This window comes from Flavobacterium glucosi, from assembly GCF_048286535.1.
Taxonomy (GTDB): domain Bacteria; phylum Bacteroidota; class Bacteroidia; order Flavobacteriales; family Flavobacteriaceae; genus Flavobacterium.
The window spans coordinates 64,040-89,486 of sequence record NZ_JBLVPK010000002.1; the positions used below are offsets into that span (position 1 = coordinate 64,040).

Sequence of the window (25,447 nt, forward strand, 5' to 3'; positions counted from 1 at the left end):
TGTTAAAAACGAAAAACATCAAATTAAATTGGCTAATTTTAGCATTCGAAAAAATCAATTATTTAAATGAAAAAACTTCTGCTTATACCCTTATTAATGATGAGTTTAACTGCTATGGCACAAAATGTAATGACTCCGGAACTGCTTTGGAAACTAGGAAGAGTAACTCCTTTAGGGATTTCCAAAGATGGAAAAAATGTAGTTTATAAAGTAACGACTCCTTCGGTTCAAGAAAATAAATCGGATACAAAAATCTATATCTTACCCGTAAATGGTGGAAATCCAACCGAAGTAAAAGATACCCCAGCCCTATTAAAAGACAAGAACATTTCTACAGACGGGAAATATATTGTTTACAATGAAGAAGTGAAAATTGAAAAAGTACACGGAAAAGATTTTTATCCGGAACTGGAAAAATCAGATGTTCAAATCTATGACGGATTGAATTACCGCCATTGGGATACTTGGAACGAAGGCAAATACAACCATGTTTTTTACAAAGAAAACAAGGAAGGCGCAACGGGAATTGACATTCTGAAAGGAGAAAATTTTGACAGTCCACAAAAACCTTTTGGTGGAGACGAAGATTATATTTGGTCACCAGACAGCAAAAGCATCTTGTACGTTAGCAAGAAAAAAGCAGGAACCGATTATGCTGTTTCTACCAACACCAATATCTTCGAATACAATCTCGAAACTGGAAAAACCATCAATACAACGGAGGGAAATCTAGGATATGATACCGCTCCACAATTTTCTCCAACAGGAAATTTAACTTGGCTACAAATGAAACGAGACGGTTATGAAGCCGATAAAAATGACCTGATGGTTAGTTTCAAAGGAATGAAAATGAACCTGACAGCAAACTGGGACGGAACTGTGGATCATTTTATATGGAGCACTGACGGAAAAAAAATCTATTTTGTGGCACCAATAGACGGAACAAAACAGTTATTTGAAGTTAATTTTCCGGGTCTGACCAAAATAGCAATTACCGTTCGCCAAATTACAAATGGTGATTATGATGTCAATGATTTAGTTGGTTTTTCTGGTGACAACATCATTGTAACGAGAACTGATATGAATCATGCTGCGGAAATTTTTTCGTATAATTTAAAGAAAAGCACGTGGAAGCAATTGTCCAATGTCAATACAGCAACCTATAATTCTTTGGCGTTAAGCAAAACCGAAAGAAGATATGTAACCACAACGGATGGCAAAAAAATGTTAGTTTGGGTCGTTCTTCCTCCTAATTTTGATGCTTCAAAAAAATACCCAACCCTATTATACTGCCAAGGTGGACCACAATCTCCATTGACACAATTTTATTCGTATCGATGGAATTTACAGTTGATGGCCGCTAATGGTTATATTGTTGTTGCCCCAAACCGTCGCGGTATGCAAGGTCATGGCGTGGAATGGAATGAGCAAATCAGTAAAGACTGGGGCGGACAAGTGATTGATGATTACCTATCAGCGATTGATGCTGTGGCGAAGGAAAAATACGTTGATGCGACACGTTTAGGATGTGTTGGCGCCAGTTACGGTGGGTATTCTGTTTTCTATTTAGCCGGAATGCACAACAACCGATTCAAAACATTTATTGCACATGATGGCGTTTTTAATACCCAAAGCATGTTTGGAACTACTGAGGAAGTTTTCTTTAGCAACTGGGATTTTGGCGGTGCCTATTGGGAGAAAGACAATGCTGTAGCACAAAAAACCTATACGACATTCAACCCAATGACCATGGTGGAAAAATGGAACAAACCCATTTTAATTATTCAAGGCGGAAAAGATTTCCGTGTACCGATAGGACAAGGCCAAGAAGCTTTCCAAGCGGCTCAATTGCGTGGAATAAAAAGTAGATTCCTGTATTTTCCGGAAGAAAACCATTGGGTATTAAAACCTCAGAATGCTCAAGTTTGGCAAGGTGAATTTTTCAAATGGTTGAAAGAAACCTTGTAGATTAGAACATTTAAAAGAAATTAAACCTCACTCACCGGTGAGGTTTTTTTGTTGCTGAAAAATATTTTGAATATCTTAACTTTAAAGCCTTTTCTAATTTTTATCTTTGAAAAATGGATAGTACAAAAAGTTATATTCCGATAAAAGTTTTCATAAGTTACTTAGTGCTGGCATTACTTTTTGTAAGCGTGGGTTGGTTTTTATATACTGAAAACAAGAGTTTTTCTAAAACTGATAAGAGAATCGCAGAAGAAAGCAGCACTATCTTGAAAGTAAGCAACTTACTATCCAACATGCATAAAACGGAAAGTTTGGCCCGAATCGCCATTCAATCGGAATCAGATAAAGATTTTAAAAATTACACCAACAAAACTGCGTCTTTAAAATCAGATATTGATTCTTTAAAATTACTGGTTTCTACTCCCTATCAAATTACTTTATTGGATAGTGTTAAATATTTATTATCCAAAAAAACAAAAAATATACAGCAACTAAAAACGATAAAAAACAAAACCGAAGACGAAACTACTGTTAAGAATGCCATTGACGATTTGACAAAAATGGAGTCTTCGTTACGAAAACTTGAATTGGAAGATTTTGTAAAATATCCTTCGGAAATGGGGCTGTACCAGCGAAATGTACTTAAAAAGTATGTGGCCTATTTGAACCAAAATATTCCCGATGACAGTACCAATACATTAAGCAAAAAAGCTTCGGATTCTATTTTAATGGTTTCTAAAAATTTGCTTAATGAGGTAAAAAGAGAAACTGCAAAAAAGAAACGACTGTTAAATCAAGAAGAAAATAAATTGTTGCAAAATGAACTTTCGATATCCGATCAATTAAGAAAGGTACTCAATATAATAGAACGTGAAATCATTATAAATACGACCAAAAGCTATTCAGACCGGGAAAATTCTCTAAAAAAAACAAACCAAATTGTTAGCACCGCCGCAATAATTGGATTGTTGCTGACCCTATTCTTTTTGATTATTATTTTAAATGATTACTCCAAAACCCAATCTTATAAAAAACAACTGGAAGTTGCAAATTCAAAAACCAAAAAACTCTTGACGAGTAGAGAACAACTTATTTCGACAGTGAGTCACGATTTAAAAACGCCTTTGAGCACTATTGTTGGCTACACGGAGCTTTTGAGTAATTCTGATTTAAATACCAAACAATTGTATTTTACAAAAAGCATCAAAGGTTCCTCCGATTACATTTCACAATTAGTACAGGATTTATTAGATTTCACTCAAATTGAAGCAGGAAAAATCACCGTAGAAAAAATTTCGTTTTCATTATACAACATCATTAACGAAGTCGGAAATAGCATCCAATCCGTTTATACACAAAAACAAATTGAACTGATTATTGAAATTGATCCTAATCTAAAACAAAGAATCATTGGAGATCCATTTCGATTAAGACAAATACTGTCTAATATCATTGGGAATGCTTTCAAATTTACGGAGAAAGGATTCATAAAAATTCAAGCCAAAGTTCATTCAGAAACCAATACAATAATTATCCTAATTGAAGATTCCGGCATTGGAATAGAAGCAAAAAATCAACAATTAATTTTTGAGGAGTTCAAACAAGCCGATGAAAATATTGAGAAAAAATACGGAGGAACGGGTTTAGGACTTACCATCTCTAAAAAAATGACGGCTATTTTAGGTGGCGAATTAAGTTTAAAAAGTGGGCTGGGTAAAGGCAGTGTTTTTGAAATCAAAATCCCTTTACAATTTGACGATGCGATTCAAAAAGAATTTAATAACACTCCATCAAAAGAGGGATTTACCGCAGTAATCATTGATGATGATGAGAGTTTATTGAAATTGACAACCGAAGTTTTAAAACAGCATCACTTCAATACAATTCCATTTAATGATGCCAGCGAAGCACTTCATTGGATTAAAAATAATAGTTTTGATTTCATAATTACGGATATTCAAATGCCCGTTATGGACGGTTTTTCATTTTTAAAAGAACTCCAAAACAACCCTGAATCTAATTATCAAAAACAACCCGTAATAGCGGTGACAGGAAAAAGTGATTTGGATTTAGAAAGTTATAAAAAAGCCGGATTTACAACCGTTGTCAGAAAACCATATTCGCCAAAAACAGTACTTAAAATTATAAAAGCAATCTTGAATAATGAGGTAATCCCTATCGGATTAAAAAATAAAATTGACTCTAAAAAAACAGATAAGCTCTATTCTTTAAAAACAATAAAATCATTTTTGCCCAATGAAAAAGAAGCTTTAACTGAGGTCTTAGAATCGTTTATGACAAGTACCAAAGAAAATTTAGAAAATTTAGAACAAGCTGTTTCTTCAGAAGACTTTGTCGAGATTAAAAATATTGCCCATAAAATGGGGCCTATGTTCAAGCAAATTCAGGCCAATGAAATAAGTGGTATATTAGATACATTAGAACTCGAGGATTTTACACTAGCAGCAATTCAAATCCATTCTAAAAACTTAAAATATAAAATCGATCATGTTTTCACTCTTTTACAAAAGGAATTAGACTAATTAATATTGTAGCGATTTAATTTATTATACAACGTTTTTCGGGTGATTTTCAGCAGTTTTGCCGCTTCTGATTTGTTGTTATTCGTTTTATTTAAAGCTTCCAGAATGGTTTCTTTCTCATTTTGAAACAAAGAAAAATCGGTTGTTTTCAACTCTTCATTTTGAAAAAACTCTACAGGAAGTGTGGTTTTTTCAATAAAATCTCCCTGCGATAAAAGCGTCGCTCTTTTAATACAATTTTGAAGTTCCCGAAGATTACCGGGCCATTTGTAGTTTTGAAAAATAGTCATGACTTCAGATGAGAATCCGATGATATTTTTATTCAATTCCTGATTTGCCTTTTCAAGAAAAAAATCTGAGAAAATCATTAAATCTTCATTCCTCTCGACTAATGATGGGGAATGTATAGAGAATTCATTGATTCTATGGTATAAATCTTCTCTGAAATCTCCATTTTTAACTGCTTCACGCAAATCTTCATTTGTGGCGGTAATAATTCTGATATCCACGTCTATTTCTTTATTACTGCCTACGGGTTTTATTCTTCTTTCCTGCAAAGCTCTCAGAAGCTGCATTTGATTTCCATAAGAAAGATTCCCTATTTCATCCAGAAAGATAGTTCCTCCATTTGCCGCTTCAAAAAAACCAATTTTATCCTGAATTGCTCCCGTAAAAGACCCTTTAAGATGACCAAAAAATTCACTCGCTGCTAATTCTTTTGGAATGGAACCACAATCAACGGCAATGAAATTAGTATTTTTTCTGGAACTGTTTTGGTGAATACTTTTTGCAATGACTTCTTTTCCGGTTCCGCTTTCGCCAATAATTAAAACTGACATATTTGTTGGGCTGACTAATTGGATGTATTCAGCAAGCTTTTGAGAGGCTTTAGAAATCCCTTTAACGAACTCGTCAGTAGCTTTTTTTACTACTAGTTCTTTATTTTCAGATGCAGAAATCGTATCCTTTGTGCTGTTTATATTATTAGAGATTTTTAATGCACCAGCAATAACCAATAAAACTTCCTCCGGATTAAAAGGTTTCGAAATATAATCCGCAGCACCGTTTTTAATAGCTTTTACAGCTGTACTCACATCAGAATATCCTGTCATTAGTATTACAGGAATATTGGGGTGAGTCAATTTTATTTCTGACATAAGCACAATCCCATCAGAATCGGGAAGTCTTAAATCAGTAATAATCAAATCGAATTTGTTGCTTTTAATCTTAGATTTTGCTTCTGCACCCGAAAATGCTGTCGTTACATCGTAAGATTTTTTTATTAGAAATTTTTCTAATAATTTACAAAAGGCAACATCATCTTCAATCAATAAAATCTTAGCCATCACATTTTAACTTTAAAGGCTAAAATAAAGTTATTAAAATTGTATTCTCCTAATTTTTTGCAAAAAAAGAGAGAGACTGTTACAAACAATCTCTCTTTTAAAAAACAAAACCCACCTAAATTATTTATTGATCCAGTTCCCAATGGCATCTGCATAAACAGTAGCTTTCTGGTCTCCAACTGTAATCTCTAATTTGTATTCTTTCTTTGCATTTATATATGCTTTCCCAAGAACTGCACCGGGATGTGCTATTTCCAATGCTTTTTTCACTGCATCTGGAACTGTTTCTACTTCAATGTACTTTTCTTGAAACAAGGAGAATTGAACTTGAATATTTTGATTTGGAACTGTAGTCGCAAATGCTGAGAAACTCCCTAAAACGATTGCTGCTGCTATCATTACCTTTTTCATACTATTTGTTTTAATTGGTTATTCTAATTTTATTTTTGAATCCATTTCCCATTTGCATCTGCAAAAAGATTTCCCTTTTTATCTCCAAGCGTTATGTCTAATTTATATTCTTTGGCAGCATTTATATATGCTTTGTCAAGAACAGCATCAGGATGATCCGCTTTTAATGCCGCTTTTATTGCTTCAGGAACCTCTTCCATTTTTACTTCAGTGTATTCCTCTTGAATTGATACTGTTTTGACAATCGCATTAGTTGCAGGAACAGTACTTGCAAATGTTGATAAACTTCCTAATAGAATTGCGGTTGATAAGATTAACTTTTTCATAGTATTTTAATTTTAATTATTTGTTTGTTATTGTTGTTACTTAAGATATAGAAATAATTATACCAATCATTTAAAGCAAGAAGTCATACATCTAACCATCTTAAAAACAGACTTTTAAAAATATAATCCAAAATAGAAACACAAGAAATATGTATAAATACTGGAGCAAAGTGTATAAAAATTACACTGTTCTTAGTACTATCAAAATAGTATAAACAAAAAAAACCTTGCATCGCTGCAAGGTTTTACTTAAAGAAAGTATTTTTTATTCCGGATCATTCATTTTGAAAGTATCCATAAATGCAGTAGTGTAGTCTCCTGCAATATAGCGAGGATCGTCCATTAATTGTCTATGAAATGGAATGGTCGTTTTTATTCCTTCGATTACAAATTCATCCAAGGCTCTTCTCATTTTACTAATGGCTTCCTCACGAGACTGAGCGGTTGTAATAAGCTTTGCAATCATTGAATCGTAATTTGGCGGAATCGTATACCCTGAATACACGTGAGTATCTAAACGAACTCCATGTCCACCCGGCATGTGTAATGTTGTAATTTTTCCCGGAGACGGACGAAAATCATTGTAAGGATCCTCAGCATTAATTCTGCATTCGATTGCATGCAATTGTGGCAAATAATTATTACCAGAAATAGGTATTCCAGCAGCAACCATAATTTGCTCCCGAATTAAGTCATAATCAATAACCTGTTCCGTAATTGGATGCTCCACTTGAATACGGGTATTCATTTCCATAAAGAAAAAATTACGGTGCTTATCTACCAAAAATTCTACCGTTCCAGCACCTTCATATTTAATATATTCGGCTGCTTTTACAGCTGCTTCACCCATTTTCTCTCGTAACTCATCTGTCATAAATGGAGATGGAGTTTCTTCGGTTAATTTTTGATGACGTCTTTGAACAGAGCAATCTCTTTCAGAAAGATGACAGGCTTTTCCATAGGAATCTCCTACTACTTGTATCTCAATGTGGCGCGGTTCTTCGATTAATTTCTCCAGATACATTCCATCATTTCCAAAGGCTGCTGCAGATTCCTGACGCGCACCTTCCCAAGCTTTCAACAGCTCCTCTTCTTTCCAAACAGCTCTCATTCCTTTTCCACCTCCACCAGCAGTTGCTTTAAGCATTACTGGATAACCAAAATCTCTCGATAATTGTAACGCTTCTTCATAGGATTCTAAAATTCCTACTGAACCAGGAACACAAGGAACACCTGCTTCAATCATCGTTGCTTTTGCAGAAGCTTTATCTCCCATTCTATCAATCATCTCTGGAGAAGCTCCAATGAATTTGATCCCATGTTCTTGACAAATTTTAGAAAATTTTGAATTTTCAGAAAGGAATCCATATCCCGGATGTATTGCATCTGCATTTGTAATTTCGGCAGCGGCAATAATATTTGACATTTTTAAATAGGACAAGTTGCTTGGAGGTGGCCCTATGCAAACTGCTTCATCAGCAAACTTTACATGTAAACTTTCGGCATCTGCAGTAGAATAAACGGCTACCGTTTTTATGCCCATTTCCTTGCATGTTCTAATTACGCGTAACGCAATTTCCCCTCTATTGGCAATCAATATTTTTTTAAACATCTTTTTTGAAATTTTAAATGTAGAATTTTAAATCTTAAATTATTTCAAATAATGAAAACTCATCATTCAAAATTTATAATTTATAATTTCTTATGATGGATCTACTAAGAATAACGGCTGGTCAAATTCTACTGGCGACATATCGTCAACCAATATTTTTACAATTTTACCAGAAACTTCAGATTCAATTTCATTAAATAATTTCATGGCTTCAATTACACAAAGTACGTCACCTTTAGAAATTGTTTTACCTACTTCAACAAACATTGGTTTATCAGGAGATGGTTTTCTATAAAAAGTTCCAATTATTGGAGATTTTATGGTGATAAAGTGCGCATTTTCTACTACAGGAACTTCTGGAGCGGCTGGAACGGGAGCAGTTGGTTGCGGTGCTACTGCTTGCTGAAGCGCAGCTTGAGCGGGCATTTGTTGAACATACGTGGTTTCAGTTACATTCCCTTCTAAAGTTGTTCTGATGGTAATTTTCACATCATCCATCTCTAATTTAACTTCTGCAACTCCTGAATTTGCTACAAACTTGATTAGATTTTGAATTTCTTTTAAATCCATAATTATTTGTTTTAGTTTAAATTTATTTTTTATCGTATGCCCATTTTAGATAAATAGATCCCCAAGTGAATCCACCTCCAAAAGCAGCCAAAATTATTGTATCTCCTTTTTTGAATAAATGTTCAAAATCATTAAGAACTAATGGTAAAGTCGCAGAAGTTGTATTTCCATATTTCTCAATATTCATCAGCACTTTAGAATCTTCTAAATTCATTCTATTTGCTGTTGCATCGATAATACGTTTGTTGGCTTGATGGGGAACTAACCAATCTACATCTTCATTGGTCAAATTATTCCTTTTGAGAATTAATTCACTGGAATCAGCCATGTTGGTTACGGCATATTTAAATACTGTTTTTCCGTCTTGAATAATATTGTGTTTATTATCTTTTACCGTTTCATGAGAGGCCGGAAGTAGGGAACCACCCGCATCAATTTTAAGAAAATCTCTTCCGATACCATCACTGCGCAAGTATTCGTCTTGCAATCCTAATCCTTCATAATTAGGCTCAAACAATACTGCTCCAGCACCATCTCCAAAAATGATACAGGTTGATCTATCCGTATAATCTACGATAGAAGACATTTTATCAGCACCAATTAAGAGGACTTTCTTGTATCTTCCGGATTCTATATAAGCTGCTGCCGTTGACATCCCAAATAAGAAACTGGAACATGCTGCTTGCAAATCATATGCAAAAGCATTTAAAGCTCCTATTTCGGTTGCGACATATACACCGGTTGAAGCAACTGGCATATCTGGTGTTGCAGTTGCCATTATCAATAAGTCTATTTCTAGAGGATCAATATTGGCTTTAGCTAATAAATCTTGTGCAGCTTTTATCGCTAAAAAAGAAGTCCCTTTACCCTCTTCTTTGAGAATTCTTCTTTCTTTTATTCCTGTACGAGAGGTTATCCATTCGTCATTGGTCTCAACCATAGCCTCTAGGGCTTTGTTTGTTAACACAAAGTCTGGAACATAGGCTCCAACAGCGGTTATTGCGGCTGTAATTTTATTCATTGTATGCGATTATTTTTTGTCAAATATTACCATTTGAAAAATTTTTAAATGACCTGAAAATTACAAAAAAAATTCCATTTTCATTGATTTGGAACTTCTTATTTAATGAAAATTATAAACAACAAAAAAACTCTCACGATGTGAGAGTTCGAATATCATTTACAAAAATGTATTAAGCAACAGCTACAGATTTATCTATAACAACTTGCCCTCTGTAATACATTTTACCTTCATGCCAGTAAGCTCTATGGTATAAATGTGCTTCTCCTGTAATAGGACAAGTAGCAATCTGTGCTACAGTAGCTTTGTAATGTGTTCTTCTTTTATCTCTTCTTGTTTTGGAGATTTTTCTCTTAGGATGCGCCATTTTACTATATTATTTATCCGTTAATAGTTGCTTTAATTTGTCCCAACGCGGGTCAATATTTTCTTCTTGTTTATTCTCTTTTTTTTCTTCTTTTACGATCAGTTCATTAAGCTTAGTCAAAGCTTCCGTCTTTAAACTTCCATCTTTAACTCCTGGATGAACTCGTCTTAGAGGCACTGACAACACAATCATTTCATAGATATATTGTGCAATATCTACTTCAAACTCTCCATGAGGTAGAATCAACAATTCTTCATTGTCATTATTATACTCCTCGCCAAAACGAATAATTAAATTCATTTTGCCTTTAACTGGCAAGTCAAAATCTTCGCTTGTTAAATCACAAGGTACATTTACGACTCCTTTATGCTTAAAACTTAACTCTAACAGCGTACCTTTTTTCTCTAAAACTACATTTACTTTGATATTTGAATCTTGATATTCATTATAATCAAAGATTTCAAAGAACGAATTATTTATTTGATACTCAAAATGATGTTTTCCTAGCTTTAATCCTATAAAAGGTATTAAAAATTCTTTTGTCTTATTCATTTCAACAACAATTTGACCCTAAACTTCGGGAGTGCAAAGATATAAAATTATTGCAAATCTAATAATGTTATTCACTTTTTTTTGTTCACAACTGTTTTTCTTTTGTTTTCAATGGCTTCACACTGATTTCAGCATATTGATTTCTCGAATGATAAATATCAATTGCAAGATACACCGCTTCTTTAAAGGAGTTAAAATCAGCCACTCCTTTTCCCGCTATATCATAAGCAGTACCATGATCCGGAGAGGTTCTTATCTTATTTAAACCCGCAGTATAATTCACTCCATTTCCAAAAGACAAGGTTTTAAAAGGAATCAATCCCTGATCGTGATATGCCGCAATAATAGCATCATACTTCTCATATTGATTGCTTCCAAAAAAACCATCCGCTGCAAAAGGACCAAACACCAAAGTTCCTTTTTCAAATATTTTTTTCAATGTTGGCTTTATAATCAAATCATCTTCAGTACCGATAACTCCTCCATCACCACAATGCGGATTCAATCCTAAAACAGCTATCTTAGGTTTATTAATACTAAAATCCCGTATCAATGATTGCTTAACCGTTTCGATTTTTCTTACAATCAATTCCTCCGTAAGATGAGATGCCACTTCACTTAACGGAATATGGTCCGTCAAAAGCCCTACTCTCAAATTATCCTGAACCATCAACATAAGTGCATTTCCTTCCAATTCTTGATCTAAATAATCCGTATGTCCTGGAAATTTAAAATCCTCTGATTGAATATTATACTTATTTATAGGCGCAGTAACCAATACATCCACAAGACCATCTTTCAAAGCTTTGGTAGCCGCAACAAATGATTTTATAGCATACTCACCGGCCTTAGGATCACTGACTCCTAGATTTAAATCTACACTTTCTCTCCAAAGATTGAGAACATTAATCTTTCCAGGTATAATCTGATCCAGTTTGTCAATTCCGTGCAATAAAGAAGCTGATTGAAAACTTTTCTTTACAAAAGACAACAACTTAACATTAGCAAAGATAACAGGAGTACACAACTCTAACATACGAGAATCCTCGAATGTTTTTAAAACAACTTCGCTTCCAATACCGTTTAAATCTCCTATAGAAATCCCAACGATTATATTTTCTGCTTTTTTCATCATGACCTAACGTTATTTATTGCTAATTTTGAAGTGCAAATTTAGTAAAATAAAACAAGAAATGTTTACAGGAATCATAGAAACACTTGGTCTCATCCAAGAAATAAAAAAAGAGAACAGCAATGTCCACATAACGATGAATTCATCGATTACCAGCGAACTACAAATTGACCAAAGCGTTGCCCATAACGGAATTTGCCTTACCGTGGTTGCAATTAAGGACACTTTTTATACCGTGACCGCAATAGACGAAACGATAAAAAAAACAAATTTAGCGGATTGGAAAGTTGGAGACAGCATCAATTTAGAAAGAGCAATGAAACTTGGCGACAGACTTGACGGACACATCGTACAAGGGCACGTAGACCAAACAGGCACCTGCATCACCGCAAAACAAACTGACGGAAGCTGGCTTTACACATTTGAATACGATGAAAAATTAAATAACATTACTATAGAAAAAGGTTCAATTACCGTAAATGGCGTAAGTTTGACTGTGGTGAATTCTAAAAAAAATGAATTTAGCGTAGCCATAATCCCCTATACACATGAACACACTAATTTCAAAACTTTTGAAGTTGGCACAAAAATAAACCTTGAATTTGATGTAATTGGCAAATACGTTTCCCGATTATACGCTAACAAATAACTCGCAAGCATTCTAAAAACAGAAACCCCAATTTAAATTGGGGTTTCTGTTTTTAACATATTATCATAAATGATATAAATTCCAAACAACAAGGCAATTACCATTACTACAATACTATTTTCATCGATAGATAATCCAGGAGGCGGTGGTGGTTTTCTGGCCGTAGGCGCAGGAGGTCCAGAACCACCGGGTCCAGCAAGAACATCCATGATCCCAAAAAGGAAAATGATTAAAAAATAAACTTTATTTGACTCAATCTTCATCGGTTTCAAAAATAGTAAATTTACAAAAATAAGAAAATCCATTAAACAATAAATAGTAAGTACTTATTTCTAAATACAAAGATACGTTTTTTAGTCCAATTTGAGTTTTAGTAAAAAATAAACCCCCTCAATATCAACAGATATGAGGGGGTTTTTGTGGTCCCACCTGGGCTCGAACCAGGGACCACCTGATTATGAGTCAGGTGCTCTAACCAGCTGAGCTATAGGACCGGTTAAGAGTGTGCAATATTACTACTATTTTTCATTTGCTCCAAATATTTTTGACTTAGATTTTAATATAGTTCAATTATTAATTTATTTTAAACAGAAACCAACTGAATATTAGAATACTACCCATGTATCTGTACTTAAATTATTTTATTTCCTGACACAATTCTATCAAAACACCATTCGTACTTTTAGGATGTAAAAACGCAACTATTTTATTATCAGCTCCTTTTTTTGGAATTTCATTCAAGACAACAAACCCTTCTTTTTTTAAACGCGCTATTTCCGAAACAATATTTTCAACATCAAAAGCGATATGATGAATCCCTTCTCCCTTTTTTTCTATGAACTTAGCAATAGGACTTTCTGGATTGGTAGCAGCAAGGAGTTCAATTTTATTGGGTCCATTCATAAAAAAAGAAGTTGTCACTCCTTCGGTTTCTACATCTTCAAATTTATAAGCTGGAGCACCAAAGAGTTTTTCGAAAACTAAATTCGACACTTCTAAATCTTTAACCGCAATTCCTATGTGTTCTATTTTTCTCATTGTCTATAATATCAATTCAACTTTGGTTTTAAATTCAAGCAATACAATTTGTTTGATGTAAAATTAAACATTAAAAACAAAAAATAAGGAATAATTCTAAAAAGTAAGCTGAATTAAATCACTCATAATAATTCTATAAAAAATTTCGATTGCATGAATTATAATTGTTATTTTGTAAACTCTAATTATGATTTGATATGTTGAAAAACAATTTAAAATACACCTTCTTTCTATTGCTTTTAATTATTGTTGGATGTGCAAAAAGAGGCTCCATCACTGGCGGTTTGAAAGATACCATTGCCCCTGTTTTAAAAGTAAGTTTCCCGGAAAATTTCAACAAAAACTTCAAAGGAAACGAGATCAAACTAGTTTTTGACGAGAATATTAAACTCAAAAACCTTAACAAGCAATTGATTATTTCACCACCAATGAAATACGAACCATCAATTCTGCCTACTACCCCAAGCAAAACGATTACAATAAAAATCAAAGACACGTTACAGCCTAATACCACTTACAGCTTTAATTTTGGCCAAAGTATCGCTGACAATAACGAAGGAAATCCGCTAAATCAATTCAAATATGTGTTTTCAACTGGCGATTATATCGACTCTTTAAGCCTTGGCGGAACTGTAAAAAGCGCTTATGACAAAGAGATAGAATCATTCGTTTCGGTTATGCTTTATGACATAAATGACACTTTTAAAGATTCGGTAGTCTATAATGAGAACCCAAGATACGTGACTAATACTTTAGACAGCTTGAAGACTTTTCGTTTTGAGAATTTAAAAGCTGGGAAATACCTTCTTGTAGCCATGAAAGACTACAACAGCAACAACAAATACAATCCAAAAACGGATAAAATTGGATTCAACAAAGAGTATATTACCATTCCAAACGACACTCTTTACGAGTTGGAATTGTTCAAGGAATCACTTCCTTTCAAAGCTTTCAAACCAAACCAAGCATCCGGAAACAGATTATTCTTAGGATATGAAGGCGTTGTAAATTCAGTTGCTGCCCAACCGAAATTAACCTTGAAAAACAACACTGAAATCCTGTCCCATATCATTACTAAATTTCCAAAAAAGGATTCCCTTCAAGTGTGGTATAAACCCCTCAAAGCAGATTCGCTTACTTTGGCTGTAGCCAAAGACAAATACGAAATCAATTTCAACTTTAAAATAAAAGATCAAAAAAAGGACACTTTGAGTATCTCTGCCATACAAACCGGTAACTTAAATTTCCGAGAGCGTTTTACTTTAGAAAGCTCAACTCCATTAATTCGCATTGAGAATTCTAAAATAAATTTGATCAATAATGCAAAAACCGCAGTGTCCTTTACCACTGAATACGACGAATTCAATCAGAAATTGTATTTTGATTTTAAAAAAGATCCCTCAGAAAATTACACTTTTGAAATTTTGCCCGGAGCGTTAACTGATTTTTTCGAAAAATCGAATGATACCTTAACCTATAAATTAAACACCAGAAACACCTCAGATTATGGAAATCTTACTGTGGCATTAGAAAACATAAAGGAATTTCCTGTTATTATAGAACTGACAAATTTAAAAGGTGATGTTTTGGCGACCGAATACAGTGAAAAAAACACCGCATTAGAATTTAATTTAATCGAACCTGCGCTTTATACATTACGCGCTATTTATGACACCAATAAAAACAAGGAATGGGATTCCGGTAACTATCTAGAAAAACGCCAGCCCGAAGAAGTGATTTATTTCTCCAAGGAAATCGATGTCCGCGCTAACTGGGATGTAAATCAAATTTTCGACTTGAGTATTCCTTACACTCCCGAGCCTAAAAAGAAAACAGACAAGAAAACCGATAAGAAAAACTAGGGTTAAATATTTTTTATTTCAAAAGAATCTCTGTCGTTCAAAAAACCTAATTTTTGTCGGGTTTCTAGCATTTTTTCTTTATCTAGTACTACTAAAAAAGATCCTTCAGATTCTTTTGGTTCCAAGACATAATTCCCAAGAAAATCGACCGCTTGCGAGTGACCAATATATTCATAATCATTCGCATCCGTCCCTATTCTATTGACACCAATCGAATAACTCATGTTTTCTATCGCTCGGGCTTTCAATAAAGCGTCCCAAGCATTGGTTCTGATTTTTGGCCAACTTGCCACATAAATCAATAGGTCATAATCTTCTGAATTTCGTGAAAAAGCAGGAAATCGTAAATCATAACAAATCAACGGACAAATTCTCCATCCTAAGTAGTCCACAACTATTTTTTGGTCACCACTTGTATAGACTTTGTCTTCGCCAGCCAAAGTAAACAAATGCCTTTTATCATAGAATTGAATTGCTCCCGAGGGAAACACAAACACTAATCGATTGTAGAAGTTTCCATTTTCCTTTATAACTAAGCTTCCCGTAATGGCGCAGTTTCTGGCTTTCGCCAATGCTTTAAGCCAAGTTATCGTTTCGCCCTGCATTGTTTCAGCAACATTTTCAGGACTCATTGTAAAACCGCTCGTAAACATTTCCGGCAATACAATTAAATCAACTGCCGAAGTAATTTCATTTATTTTGGTCTCAAAATAATCGCGATTTAACTTTGGATTTTCCCAAATTAAAGGAGCTTGGATAAGGATGACTTGCATTGTTTTATTTTTTATAAAAATAAGAAATATCACAATACCATAAGTTTATTATATTCGCAAAAAACCATTTTATGAAAAAAATACTTCTTGTGTGCACACTGTTCTACTCTATTATGATTTTTGGACAAGAAAAATCAGGAGCAAAACAATTTTGGGAAAACTTGCAAAAACAATGTGGCAAATCATTTGAAGGTGACGTAAAAGTAGGCGCTGCCAATGATACTTTTCGAGATAAAAAACTGGTAATGCATGTTCGTAATTGTAACGAAAACACCATTCGGATTCCGTTTTTTGTAGGAGATGACAAATCGAGAACTTGGGTATTAACCTATAAAAATGACCGCATTCAATTAAAACACGATCACCGCCACGAAGACGGTTCTGAAGATAAGGTGACACAATACGGCGGAACAACCTCTAATTCTGGTACATCGACACTTCAGTTTTTTCCGGCAGATCAAGAAACCTGTGATTTGATTCCAAATGCTTCCGCAAATGTCTGGTGGATTACTTTAGACGAAACTTCTTTTACCTATAACCTAAGACGCATCGGTTCAGACCGATTGTTTACCGTGAAATTTGACATTACAAAAGCAGTCCCAACACCTTCGGCACCTTGGGGATGGAAAGACTAATCTACTTCTAAAATCTAACTTTTAGCCATAAAAAAAAACGCATTCAACTTTGACATTGAATGCGTTTTAAATTATTATTTAATCTTTAGACCCGATTTGGACTTTAGGACTAAGTTATTATCCTTTCAAACTTGCAGAGAGATATTCTCTGTTCATTCGAGCAATATTATCAAGAGAAATTCCTTTTGGACATTCTACTTCGCAAGCTCCAGTATTAGTACAGTTACCAAAACCTTCGGCATCCATCTGGCTTACCATGTTTAAAACCCTGTCAGTAGCTTCAATTCGTCCTTGTGGTAACAAAGCATATTGAGATACTTTTGCAGCAACAAATAACATAGCCGATGAGTTTTTACAAGTAGCAACACAAGCTCCGCAACCAATACAAGCAGCAGCATCAAATGCATCATCAGCATCTTTCTTGTTCACTGGAATTGTATTTGCATCAATTGTATTTCCTGAGGTGTTTACAGATATAAATCCTCCGGCATGTTGAATTCTGTCAAAAGAGCTTCTATCAACAACTAAATCTTTAATTACAGGAAAAGCTTTCGCTCTGAATGGCTCAATAAAAATAGTGTCACCATCCTTGAACATTCTCATGTGCAATTGACAAGTGGTAACACCTCTATCCGGTCCATGAGCTTCACCATTGATGTACAAAGAACACATTCCGCAAATTCCTTCGCGACAATCGTGATCAAATGCTACTGGCTCATCCCCTTTCATGATTAGTTCGTCATTTAAAATGTCAAGCATTTCAAGAAACGACATGTCTGGTTCAATATGATCTATCGGATATTCAACTATTTTTCCTTCTGCAGCGGCATTTTTCTGACGCCATATTTTTAATGTAAGTTTCATATTTTTTTAGTTTTAAAGTCTGAAAGTCTAAGGTCGAAAGCCCTTTACTTTAAGACTTTTGACTTTTAACTTTTGACTAAATTCTATTTATAACTTCTTTGAACTAATTTCACGTTGTCAAATACCAACGGCTCTTTGTGTAAAACAGCTTCACTTGGTTTTCCAGTGTATTCCCATGCTGCTACGTACGCGAAATTCTCATCGTCACGTTGCGCTTCACCTTCTTCAGTTTGGTATTCTTCACGGAAATGTCCTCCACAAGATTCATTACGATGTAAAGCATCTTTAGCGAATAATTCTCCCAATTCAAGGAAATCGGCAACACGAGTCGCTTTTTCCAATTCTTGGTTTAAACCATTGGCATCTCCAGGAACTTTTACTTCATTGTAGAACTCTTCGCGTAAAGCAGCAATTTCTACAATCGCTTCGTTTAATCCTTTTGCGTTACGAGCCATACCCACTTTGTCCCACATAATTTTTCCTAATTTCTTATGGAAATAATCAACAGAATGTGTTCCTTTATTGTTCATGAATCTTTCGATTTGATCTTTCACCGCTTTTTCAGCAGCAACAAATTCTGGCAAATCTGTAGATATGGTACCCATTTTAATGTCTGGCGATAAATAATCTCCAATAGTATAGGGCAATACAAAATATCCATCAGCTAAACCTTGCATCAAAGCAGAAGCTCCAAGTCTGTTTGCTCCGTGATCAGAGAAATTAGATTCTCCAATAGAGAAACATCCCGGAATGGTAGTTTGTAAGTTATAATCAACCCAAGTTCCACCCATAGTATAATGTACCGCAGGGTAAATCATCATTGGAGTTGAATATGGATTTTCATCAACGATTTTTTCATACATCTGAAACAAGTTACCGTATTTATTGGCAACAACTTCTGTTCCTAATTTAATAACTAAGGCAGCGTCTTTCTCGTCTAAATGTTTGATTCTTGCTTGGTCAACTCCATATCTTTGGATTGCTGCAGCGAAATCTAAATAAACAGCTTCTCCAGTTTTATTTACTCCAAAACCGGCATCACATCTTTCTTTAGCAGCACGAGAAGCAATATCTCTAGGTACTAAATTTCCAAAAGCCGGGTATCTTCTTTCTAAATAATAATCTCTATCAGCTTCCGATAAATCCGTTGGTTTCTTTTTCCCTTCACGAATCGCTTTGGCATCTTCTTGCTTTGCAGGAACCCAAATACGACCATCATTACGCAATGATTCTGACATTAATGTCAATTTCGATTGGTGATCTCCAGAAACTGGAATACAAGTTGGGTGAATTTGTGTGTAACAAGGATTTGCGAAGAACGCTCCTTTTTTGTGGATTTTCCATGCTGCAGTAGCATTACTTCCCATTGCATTTGTAGAAAGGAAAAACACATTTCCGTAACCACCAGAAGCAATAACAACAGCATGCGCTGAATGTCTTTCTATTTCCCCAGTAACTAAGTTACGAGCGATAATTCCTCTTGCTTTTCCGTTTACGATTACTAAATCCAGCATTTCGTGACGGTTGTGCATTTTTATTTTTCCACGACCTATCTGGCGATTCATTGCTGAGTAAGCCCCTAATAAAAGTTGTTGTCCTGTTTGTCCTTTAGCGTAAAAAGTTCTAGAAACCAATGTTCCTCCGAAAGAACGGTTGTCTAACAATCCTCCGTATTCACGAGCCAATGGAACACCTTGTGCCACACATTGGTCAATAATATTCGAAGAAACTTCAGCCAAACGGTGCACGTTAGCTTCACGAGCACGATAATCGCCTCCTTTTACGGTATCATAAAATAAACGGAAAGTGGAATCTCCATCTCCTTGATAGTTTTTTGCAGCATTAATTCCCCCTTGTGCTGCAATTGAGTGCGCACGACGTGGTGAATCTTGAAAGCAAAAAGCTTTTACGTTATATCCTAATTCTGCTAAAGTTGCAGCAGCAGAACCTCCAGCAAGACCTGTACCAACTATAATTACATCTAAATTACGTTTGTTAGCAGGGTTTACTAAATTAATATGATCTTTATAATTTGTCCATTTGTCCGAAATTGAACCTTCTGGTATTTTTGAGTCTAATGCCATTATAATTGAATATTAATGATTGAAATGATGAAATAATGCAATAAAAATAAATCCAAAAGGAACTACAATTGCAAAAGCGTAACCGAATTTTTGAGTTCCCAAAGAAACTCTTCTTGCTCCAACTGATTGAAAAGAAGAACTAAATCCATGCCATAAGTGCAATGCCAAGAGTACAAATGACAAGCAATATAAGCCAGTACGAACTGGACTTTCAAATTTATGCGTCAATTCAGCAAAATATCTAGTTTCGTCCAGTGGACTAGCATCAACATATTTATAAATCATTTCTGGAAACCAAAAATCATAAAAATGCAATGCCAAAAACGCTAAAACTACTGACCCAGTAACAATCATGTTTCTTGAAGCCCAAGAAGAATTAACCGCTCCATTGTTTTTTGCATACCCAATTGGTCTGGCACTTCTGTTTTTGAAATCCAAAACAAAACCCATAATGAAGTGAAAAATCACCCCTACAATTAATATAGGCTGTATCACGAATTGTACTAATGGATTATTTCCCATAAAATGAGAAATAGAATTAAAAGTATCGGAACTAAAAACCGATGTCATATTGATAAAAAAATGCTGTGCTAGAAACAACATCAAAAAAAGTCCTGAAAGTGCCATAGCTACTTTTTTTGCTATTGACGATTTCAATAATGCAGATTTTGCCATAAGATTTATATAATTTGTTTTAAAAAATTATACAAAAATAGAGCAATTAGACAGTAACTACAACCTTTTCGCTGTTATTTATAATGATTTTAAAGTGTTTTCCGCAAAATATCAAGAAATCCTTAAATATCAAACAGAAATCCAAAAACAGCCAGAAAAACGGTTAAACAAAAAAGAAAAAAATCTTAAATAATACGCAACGAAATTGACCGAAAACCAAACCCAATACAGTTTAAAATTACCAATTTAATAATTTTTATTATTCTTTATTTCTAAATCAATAAAAACATCAAGTGCCTTCATTTTATGTCCTTAAAATAATTGTATCCAGACAATGCGTTTTTAACTTTACACGTTAAAAATTGAAGAATGAAAACAGGAATTGACGCCATCTCTTTTGATGTTGCAAAAATACATTTACCCATAAACACTTTGGCAAAAGCCAGAAATATAGAACCCGAAAAATTAGAAAAAGGACTGGGTCTAATCAAAATGACATTGCCGGACACACATCAAGACACAGTAGTTTTTGGCGCCAATGCATTGACAAAATTAATTTTAGACAACAGCATCAACCTTAAAGAAATCACCCGCATTTATGTAGGAACCGAAAGCGCCATTGACAGTTCAAAACCAACAAGCTCATTTTTGGTGGCATTGATGGAACAAAAATTTGGAGCAAATACTTTATCAGAATGCGATGTGGTTGATTTTACTTTTGCTTGTATTGGCGGAGTTGATGCCCTGCAAAACTGTATTGATTTTGTAAAACTGAATCCAACTAAAAAAGCCATTGTTGTCACAACTGATTTTGCAAAATACGATTTGAATTCTACCGGAGAATACACCCAAGGCGCCGGAGCTTTGGCAATGTTGATTACTGCTAATCCAAGAATTATTGCTTTCGGGAATAATTGGGCAACGAGCACGAAAGGAGTTTTTGACTTTTTCAAACCATACCGAACGATTTCGAAAACAGCAATTACAGGAAATTCAACTAACCAACCTTGGTTTGAAAATTTAGAAAGTGAAGTTGAAATCCACAAAGACCAACCGGTTTTTGACGGGCAATATTCGAATCAATGTTACATGGACAGAACCAGAGATGCGTATTTTTCATTCAAAAAATTAAAAAATACTACCGAAACTGTTTATGATTCCTGGAAAAGTATCGTCATGCACTTACCTTATGCTTTTCAGGGACGCCGCATGTTGTCTGAAATTTATGCTTTGGACGCCTCCAATACAATTATTTCCGGTGATGAAGACGCACCAGAATACCAAAATAAATTGAAAGAAATAAGCAAATCAGAAGCCTACAAAAAATTTATAAACGAAAAATTAATGCCTGCCGAAATTGCCTCTTCATTAATTGGGAATTTATACACAGGTTCTATTTTCATGGGATTACTATCTACTTTGGCTCATTTTTATGATACTGAAAAAGAAATAAGCGGCAGCACATTTGGTTTTCTCGCTTATGGAAGCGGTTCAAAATCGAAAGTTTTTGAAGGAACAATTCAACCGGACTGGAAATTAGCAATCACTGGTATAAATCTTTTTGAAACAATTGAGAAAAGCTTTGAAATTGATTTTGATACCTACAACAAACTACATAAAAAGGAACAAAAAATCAGCATTCAAACTCCTAAAAACGAATGGGCTTTAGACCGAATTGAAAATGAAATCCCAAATTTAATAGGCGCTCGCTATTACAAATGGGTTGATTAATTTATACTTCAACAAAAAAGCACCAAGAATTCACATTTGAACTTTCGGTGCTTTTTTACTTAAATACTGTATACCTCTAACTGAATTTTGTCATGTATTGCTGCACAATTAAATCTGTGTTTTCATTGCGCATTTTTTGCTCTAAATGAATTGGAGGCGAAGCTCTTTCCAAACAATTTTTAACGGCACAGGTTTCGCAAGTAACCCCAACAACCTGTTTCTTGATCGAATCATTTTCGATAAACTTGAATTTTTTCTTCATTCCAGGTGTAATCAATATTCCTACCGAAATACTACGAATACAATCTACCTTAAACGGATCCGGCGTTGCGGATGAAAAAACTAAATATTCATTCTTACTGTTATCATATCTGGAGATTTGCGCATCAAAAAAGTGGTTTTTATTTTGCTTCAAAGACTCCTCAATAGTACGTATAGAAACCCATCTTCGGCAGTAATGCTCATTCATTTCATTCGCATGTGGTTCCTGCTGATTGGTAATGTGTAATTCCTTTTTTATCTGATACGTATCCGTTCCTATCTGATGCGACAATCGTAGGAAAAAGAGATTTTTCAACTGAAAGTCTTTCGGTAAAATATTAGTCAGCCTCTGGTAGAATGATTCCGGAGAAACATTAAATCCGCTCATCAGAGCAATCATTTCCTGAGGTTTTGGATTTGTTTTTGACAAAAATAAATTCAGTTCGTCTATCAATTTTTGTCTTGGAATAAGTAGCGCTCCGGCAAAATAAGAAGCATAAAAATTATTCAGAACCTGATCAAAATTATCAAACTTAATCCAGCTGAACGTATATAACCTTTCGGTAATCTCGAGGTAATTATACGCAATTTCTTTGGCTAGAATAAATGCTTTCTGAGGTTCGTCAATATCTAATGAAAGTAACAGCGTCTTGCTTTTTGGCACAAAAATCGACCTTAAATCTCCCAATTGTTCTTGCTCTGAAAAAACAAGTTCCTTTATCGTATACCCGTATTCTTCAATTAATATTGCCGTTAATTCTTCAATCGAAAGTTGGGTGTCAATATTTACATGAAACGCTTTGGAAAACTGCAACACTTTCTGCTCTAAATCTTCAAAATAGTTTGAGTGCGCTTCTTGGTACGAACGCAACGAAGCCAAAAAGAAACTCTCTCTTGTTAAATTATAATGCTGCGCAATCTCAATAATCGTACTGATAAACGCATTTACTTTTGCAGGAGCATTGGCAATAATATCGATAAGATCATTCTCCTGAATTCCAAAAATCTCCAGAGGAATCTCTTTCAAAATACCCGATTTCAGGATTTCTCCAATAGGTGCCAAATTATTATCTAGTTTCAACGAAACCATATTGTCATAAGAAACATCCAGTTTTTCAGACAGCAGAATGATTTTATCCGTTTTGGGATACTTTTTTCCTTTTTCAATTTCGTTCAAATACGATTTTGAAAGGTCTGTGATTTTTGCCAAACCAAATAGCGACAGATTCTTATTGGTGCGAGCCTGCTTGAGTTTTAATCCAAAAATCAACTTGATATAATCCTTTTCTATGTTCATATCTCAAAGATATACTAAAAAAATATTTTCGCCAAAAAAAATATTTTACATTTTTAGCGTACGTTCGCTTGTTTTGTAAAAAACTTTTTGTAACATTGTCGTGTAAAACATTTTAACCATGAAAAATAGTATTGAAACAACCGAAAAATCGTTACAGTTTTCACCTGAAACGAAAGAGTATTATCCCGTAATTTTGACGGATGAGGCGATTATTTTTATTACAGAACTTCACGAGCGTTTCAATGACAAAAGACTTTTGCTATTAGACGAAAGAAAAAATCAACAGCATTTATTTGATGCAGGCGCGTTACCAACATTTCCTTCTGAAACAAAAAGCATCCGAGAAAGTAATTGGGAAGCTGCAAAAACTCCAGAGGATTTATTAGACCGAAGAGTCGAAATAACCGGACCTGTCGATAGAAAAATGGTAATTAATGCATTGAATTCTGGAGCAAAAACGTTCATGGCTGATTTTGAAGACAGCACTTCTCCTACTTGGAGCAACTTAATGACGGGTCAACAAAACCTGAAAGACGCCGTGAATAAAACCATCACACTTGAAGACACTATAAAAAATAAAAAATACAATCTGAATGACCAAACTGCCGTACTGATAGTTCGTCCAAGAGGATTGCATTTGCAAGAGAAAAATATTTTGATTGACGGAGAACAAACTTCGGGATCGCTAATTGACTTTGGGTTGTATGCTTTTCACAATTACAAGCAACTTATGGAAAACGGATCAGCTCCCTATTTTTACATTCCAAAACTGGAACATTATCTGGAAGCGAGATGGTGGAATGAAGTTTTCGAATTCACACAGGAATATTTAGGCGTAAAAAATGGGACATTCAAAGCCACGGTTTTAATCGAAACCATAACTGCAAGTTTTCAATTGGATGAAATCATTTTTGAATTAAAAGATCATATTGTAGGTCTTAATTGTGGACGATGGGATTACATCTTCTCGTACATCAAAAAACTAAGAAAAAATCCCGCTTATATTGTTCCAAACAGAGATCAAGTGACGATGACTGCGCCATTTATGAGTGCGTATTCCCAATTGGTGATTCAACGATGCCACAAACGCAACATACACGCAATTGGGGGAATGGCAGCACAAATTCCGATAAAAAACAACGAAGAAGCCAACAAAATAGCTTTCAACAAAGTAATAGCCGATAAAGAACGGGAAGTTAAAAATGGTCATGATGGCACTTGGGTTGCGCATCCGGATTTAGTTTCGCTTGCCATGACAGTATTCGATAAAAACATGCCGACTAAAAATCAGATTCATGTAAAAAGAGAAGACGTACACGTTACTGAAAGCGATTTACTCGAAACTCCAAAAGGTACTATTACTGAAGAAGGCGTTCGGAAAAACATCAGTATCTCCGTTTTATATATCGCTTCATGGCTCAACGGACAGGGTGCCGCAGCGTTACATAATTTAATGGAAGATGCCGCCACTGCTGAAATTTCGAGATCACAATTGTGGCAATGGTTACAAAACGAAGTGGTTTTAGACAATCAAAAAGTGTTGAATGAGAAATACTATCACCGACTGGCGATGGAAGAATTTGAGAAAATCAGAAAGCTTGTTGGAGATGAAAATCATGACAAACAAAAATACAGATTGGCGGAACAATTATTAGACATTTTGGTCGTGAACGACAATTTTATCGAATTTTTGACAATTCCCGGATACAAATACATTTAAAAACTCAATT

General features: G+C 34.6%; 23 protein-coding genes and 1 tRNA gene. 7 read left to right on the forward strand and 17 right to left on the reverse strand.

Annotated features, from left to right (window positions below; genetic code table 11):
• Positions 1-66 precede the first annotated feature (66 nt).
• Together ACNQGD_RS03420 and ACNQGD_RS03425 are read left to right on the forward strand one after the other, a co-directional pair.
• Positions 67-1,968 (forward strand): S9 family peptidase, encoded by a 1,902-nt coding sequence (locus ACNQGD_RS03420; RefSeq protein WP_417998313.1) that lies wholly within the window; start codon positions 67-69, stop codon positions 1,966-1,968.
• Positions 1,969-2,081: 113 nt separating this feature from the next.
• Positions 2,082-4,511 (forward strand): ATP-binding response regulator, encoded by a 2,430-nt coding sequence (locus ACNQGD_RS03425; RefSeq protein ID WP_417998314.1) that lies wholly within the window; start codon positions 2,082-2,084, stop codon positions 4,509-4,511.
• Here the strand turns inward: ACNQGD_RS03425 and ACNQGD_RS03430 are convergent.
• The 9 genes from ACNQGD_RS03430 to pdxA all read right to left on the reverse strand — a co-directional run bounded on the left by ACNQGD_RS03430 (position 4,508) and on the right by pdxA (position 11,851).
• Positions 4,508-5,857: a sigma-54-dependent transcriptional regulator gene (locus ACNQGD_RS03430; protein WP_417998315.1), complete on the reverse strand. Its 1,350-nt coding sequence runs from the start codon at positions 5,855-5,857 to the stop codon at positions 4,508-4,510. The two genes, ACNQGD_RS03425 and ACNQGD_RS03430, sit on opposite strands and share 4 nt — an antisense overlap.
• A 120-nt stretch (positions 5,858-5,977) precedes the next feature.
• Positions 5,978-6,268 (reverse strand): hypothetical protein, encoded by a 291-nt coding sequence (locus ACNQGD_RS03435; RefSeq protein ID WP_417993619.1) that lies wholly within the window; start codon positions 6,266-6,268, stop codon positions 5,978-5,980.
• Positions 6,269-6,297: 29 nt separating this feature from the next.
• Positions 6,298-6,594: a hypothetical protein gene (locus ACNQGD_RS03440; RefSeq protein WP_417996454.1), complete on the reverse strand. Its 297-nt coding sequence runs from the start codon at positions 6,592-6,594 to the stop codon at positions 6,298-6,300.
• A 265-nt stretch (positions 6,595-6,859) separates the two neighbouring features.
• Positions 6,860-8,206 (reverse strand): acetyl-CoA carboxylase biotin carboxylase subunit, encoded by a 1,347-nt coding sequence (accC, locus tag ACNQGD_RS03445; RefSeq protein ID WP_417993621.1) that lies wholly within the window; start codon positions 8,204-8,206, stop codon positions 6,860-6,862.
• A 90-nt stretch (positions 8,207-8,296) separates the two neighbouring features.
• Positions 8,297-8,776, reverse strand: coding sequence for an acetyl-CoA carboxylase biotin carboxyl carrier protein (gene accB / locus ACNQGD_RS03450; protein ID WP_417998316.1), 480 nt, complete (start codon positions 8,774-8,776; stop codon positions 8,297-8,299).
• 22 nt (positions 8,777-8,798) lie between these two features.
• Positions 8,799-9,797, reverse strand: coding sequence for a beta-ketoacyl-ACP synthase III (locus ACNQGD_RS03455; protein ID WP_417996451.1), 999 nt, complete (start codon positions 9,795-9,797; stop codon positions 8,799-8,801).
• Positions 9,798-9,969: 172 nt separating this feature from the next.
• Positions 9,970-10,164 carry a 50S ribosomal protein L32 gene (rpmF, locus tag ACNQGD_RS03460; protein ID WP_007137315.1) on the reverse strand — a complete coding sequence of 65 codons (195 nt, stop codon included), beginning with the start codon at positions 10,162-10,164 and terminating at the stop codon, positions 9,970-9,972.
• A gap of 9 nt (positions 10,165-10,173) precedes the next feature.
• Positions 10,174-10,716: a YceD family protein gene (locus tag ACNQGD_RS03465; protein ID WP_417998317.1), complete on the reverse strand. Its 543-nt coding sequence runs from the start codon at positions 10,714-10,716 to the stop codon at positions 10,174-10,176.
• A gap of 85 nt (positions 10,717-10,801) precedes the next feature.
• Complete coding sequence (pdxA, locus tag ACNQGD_RS03470) at positions 10,802-11,851, reverse strand: 4-hydroxythreonine-4-phosphate dehydrogenase PdxA (RefSeq protein ID WP_417993625.1); 1,050 nt, start codon at positions 11,849-11,851, stop codon at positions 10,802-10,804.
• Between the two features lie 58 nt (positions 11,852-11,909).
• Between pdxA and ACNQGD_RS03475 the strand changes: the two genes are divergently transcribed.
• The gene (locus tag ACNQGD_RS03475; protein ID WP_417993626.1) at positions 11,910-12,497 is read left to right on the forward strand and encodes a riboflavin synthase; all 588 of its coding nucleotides are present in this window, start codon (positions 11,910-11,912) and stop codon (positions 12,495-12,497) included.
• A 32-nt stretch (positions 12,498-12,529) separates the two neighbouring features.
• Here ACNQGD_RS03475 and ACNQGD_RS03480 read toward each other — a convergent pair whose 3' ends face one another.
• From ACNQGD_RS03480 to mce, 3 genes are all read right to left on the reverse strand, one after another.
• A complete protein-coding gene (locus ACNQGD_RS03480; protein ID WP_417998318.1) occupies positions 12,530-12,760 on the reverse strand; it encodes a hypothetical protein in 231 nt (76 codons plus the stop codon).
• Positions 12,761-12,917: 157 nt separating this feature from the next.
• Positions 12,918-12,991: transfer RNA gene (locus tag ACNQGD_RS03485), tRNA-Ile, on the reverse strand.
• 142 nt (positions 12,992-13,133) lie between these two features.
• The gene (gene mce / locus ACNQGD_RS03490) at positions 13,134-13,535 is read right to left on the reverse strand and encodes a methylmalonyl-CoA epimerase (RefSeq protein ID WP_417998319.1); all 402 of its coding nucleotides are present in this window, start codon (positions 13,533-13,535) and stop codon (positions 13,134-13,136) included.
• 197 nt (positions 13,536-13,732) lie between these two features.
• Here mce and ACNQGD_RS03495 point away from each other — a divergent pair, with 197 nt between their 5' ends.
• On the forward strand, positions 13,733-15,397 hold the full coding sequence (locus ACNQGD_RS03495) for an Ig-like domain-containing domain (protein WP_417998320.1): 1,665 nt from the start codon (positions 13,733-13,735) through the stop codon (positions 15,395-15,397).
• A 2-nt stretch (positions 15,398-15,399) separates the two neighbouring features.
• Here the strand turns inward: ACNQGD_RS03495 and ACNQGD_RS03500 are convergent, their stop codons facing one another.
• Positions 15,400-16,170, reverse strand: coding sequence for an amidohydrolase (locus ACNQGD_RS03500; RefSeq protein ID WP_417998321.1), 771 nt, complete (start codon positions 16,168-16,170; stop codon positions 15,400-15,402).
• Between the two features lie 71 nt (positions 16,171-16,241).
• On the opposite strand from ACNQGD_RS03500, the gene ACNQGD_RS03505 reads away from it, so the two are divergent.
• Entirely contained in the window at positions 16,242-16,805 is a 564-nt protein-coding gene (locus tag ACNQGD_RS03505; protein WP_417998322.1) for a hypothetical protein, read from the forward strand.
• Positions 16,806-16,922: 117 nt separating this feature from the next.
• Here the strand turns inward: ACNQGD_RS03505 and ACNQGD_RS03510 are convergent, their stop codons facing one another.
• The 3 genes from ACNQGD_RS03510 to ACNQGD_RS03520 all read right to left on the reverse strand — a co-directional run bounded on the left by ACNQGD_RS03510 (position 16,923) and on the right by ACNQGD_RS03520 (position 20,428).
• Entirely contained in the window at positions 16,923-17,669 is a 747-nt protein-coding gene (locus tag ACNQGD_RS03510; RefSeq protein WP_417993632.1) for a succinate dehydrogenase/fumarate reductase iron-sulfur subunit, read from the reverse strand.
• An 83-nt stretch (positions 17,670-17,752) separates the two neighbouring features.
• Entirely contained in the window at positions 17,753-19,753 is a 2,001-nt protein-coding gene (locus tag ACNQGD_RS03515; RefSeq protein WP_417993633.1) for a fumarate reductase/succinate dehydrogenase flavoprotein subunit, read from the reverse strand.
• Between the two features lie 12 nt (positions 19,754-19,765).
• A complete protein-coding gene (locus ACNQGD_RS03520; RefSeq protein WP_417996444.1) occupies positions 19,766-20,428 on the reverse strand; it encodes a succinate dehydrogenase cytochrome b subunit in 663 nt (220 codons plus the stop codon).
• A 369-nt stretch (positions 20,429-20,797) separates the two neighbouring features.
• Between ACNQGD_RS03520 and ACNQGD_RS03525 the strand changes: the two genes are divergently transcribed.
• The gene (locus tag ACNQGD_RS03525; protein ID WP_417998323.1) at positions 20,798-22,159 is read left to right on the forward strand and encodes a hydroxymethylglutaryl-CoA synthase family protein; all 1,362 of its coding nucleotides are present in this window, start codon (positions 20,798-20,800) and stop codon (positions 22,157-22,159) included.
• Positions 22,160-22,235: 76 nt separating this feature from the next.
• On the opposite strand, the gene ACNQGD_RS03530 is transcribed toward ACNQGD_RS03525, so the two are convergent.
• Positions 22,236-23,717: a helix-turn-helix domain-containing protein gene (locus tag ACNQGD_RS03530; RefSeq protein WP_417998324.1), complete on the reverse strand. Its 1,482-nt coding sequence runs from the start codon at positions 23,715-23,717 to the stop codon at positions 22,236-22,238.
• 118 nt (positions 23,718-23,835) lie between these two features.
• Between ACNQGD_RS03530 and aceB the strand changes: the two genes are divergently transcribed.
• Positions 23,836-25,437, forward strand: coding sequence for a malate synthase A (gene aceB / locus ACNQGD_RS03535; protein WP_417998325.1), 1,602 nt, complete (start codon positions 23,836-23,838; stop codon positions 25,435-25,437).
• The last annotated feature ends 10 nt before the right edge of the window (positions 25,438-25,447 follow it).